The sequence below is a fragment of the Azospirillum halopraeferens DSM 3675 genome, assembly GCF_000429625.1.
Lineage (GTDB): Bacteria > Pseudomonadota > Alphaproteobacteria > Azospirillales > Azospirillaceae > Azospirillum > Azospirillum halopraeferens.
Genome location: NZ_AUCF01000051.1, coordinates 1 through 1867, shown reverse-complemented (window position 1 = coordinate 1867; position 1867 = coordinate 1). Strand labels below are relative to the sequence as shown.

The following is a 1867-nucleotide window of genomic DNA, read 5'->3' as shown; positions in this document are numbered from 1 at the left end:
CCGCCAAGCCCTTCGTCTGGACCAAGCCCGCCGAGACCATCTTCGCCAAACTCAACCAGCTGCCTGCACCTTCTGAATGAGTCAGTGCACTAGCGTTGAAAACGCCCGCTTCCCAAGGTGGGCTCGATATGACTTAATAATAATTTCCCATGGAACGGAGTGTACATCCGCCATATTGAAGATCATAATAGCAACAGATGAATGATTCGACAACTCAAATACTTTGTTAGCCCCTTTAAAATATTTTGACTCCCGGCGACCGTTCTGTACAGACGTTACGGTGACGGCACTATCTGCGGCGAGAGCAATCGCCCGCCGATTCATAATGACCACTTCCGAAGTCATGGAGCCCTCTCCAGCGTCAACTGGCCCATCTAAAGCCGATGATAGGTCGGTTGTAAAGCCTCCTGTGCAATTCGCCATGGAGGCGGAGGGCGAGGCCGCCTCCATGACCTCTGGTACGCCCACCCGACCTCATATTTGCGGCCTCGCTGTGCAGTGTGATGCGAGATAGCCTTCAGCATTGCGGTTCCGGAGGAGGAAGGAGGTGGGAGAGGTCGAGTTCGGGGTATTGGACCTTCGAAATGGCCTTCAGCAGCGTCGATGCACGATAACCGCGGCCGTAGAACTCCGCACTCTCGGAGCCCATATCGCCGTTGTCACCGGCCCAGCCGCCAAGGGCCAGGGCGAGTTCGCGTTCCACCCGAGCTTCCCGAAGAGCATCCCGAAAATTGTGACGGAAGCTGTGAAAGCAGGTTCGGCCGGCCGACGCCCCTGCCTTTTGAAGGAACCGGCGGAACCACTTTGAGAAAACGTCAGAGTAGTAGCCGGTTTTGGCCGGCGTTAATTCCGGAAACAGTTTCGGATTTCTCTTCCGCCTCTGCTCGGCGACGTACTCGTCGAAGCCCACCGCGAGCAGCGTCGGGTGGACCGGAATGACCCGCTCGCTGCTGCCGGTCTTGAGCCGTTTGTCGTCGGTCCCTTTGATCGCCTCGGTCGTGACGACCAAGCACAACGTGCCGTCGATTACCCGGACATCTTCCGTGTTCAGTTGGCAGATTTCATTGAGCCTCATCCCCGAATATAGCCCGATGAGGGGAACCCAGAACCGTCCCCGGCGGGGACGGGCGTCCCCCGGTTTGGCGTAGCCGTACTCGTCGTCCTGGCAGCCGGTATACAGGGGGGCGGCGAAAATCGCGTGAAGCTGCTTCGGGGTGAATGGCTTCCGCTTGTCCTTGCGGTTGGTGGTATCAACGACGCCCAGTCCCTTCGCGGGATTCCGGTCAATGAAGCCCTCATTGAACGCCCAGGTCATGAGTGCGGACAGTTTGGTCATGTAGCCGTTTACGGTCGCCGGGCTGAGACCGGACCCCTTGCCGGCATCGCGGGTCGTCTGAGCAATCTCGCGAGCCGTGAGGTTCGGAAACCGCTTGGTCGAGTTGGGCGGCAACCAGCGGAGGGTGTCCATCACCTCACGGCAGGTCTCTCGCCCTATGTCGGAGATGGGAGTCTCGTTGCCGATGATCTCGATCAGCAGGCTGAAGACTGTCTCGTACGCCAGGACCGTCTTGCCCGACCGGACGACGCCGGGATCGGCCATGTAAGCGTCGTAGACGGCCTGGAGGGTCTTGGTGGGGGTGGGGGTGGGGGCTGGTGCCGGTGCCGGGAGCGGTGACCGGGCCTCGGGGGGAGCCGCACGGAGCTTCTTGGCGATGCAGTCGGCCAGGGCGTCGAGGGTGATGTGGATCGCCGGGCTGGCGGCGGGCACGACAGTGGCGGTCATCACCGTGGGCGTGGTCGGCATCGGCGACGCGGCCCTGTCGCTCACGGCGTCCTCCGAATCGTGCCCGACGCCCCGGCGGATCGC

2 protein-coding genes are annotated in these 1867 nt (G+C 61.0%); both read right to left on the bottom strand.

The features are described from left to right. Nucleotides 1-81: 81 nt before the first annotated feature. On the bottom strand, nt 82-345 hold the full coding sequence (locus tag G472_RS39870; protein WP_156927248.1) for a hypothetical protein: 264 nt from the start codon (nt 343-345) through the stop codon (nt 82-84). Nucleotides 346-517: 172 nt separating this feature from the next. After that, the coding region (locus tag G472_RS35450; RefSeq protein WP_211100251.1) for a site-specific integrase at nt 518-1867 on the bottom strand (1350 nt) is incomplete at its 5' end.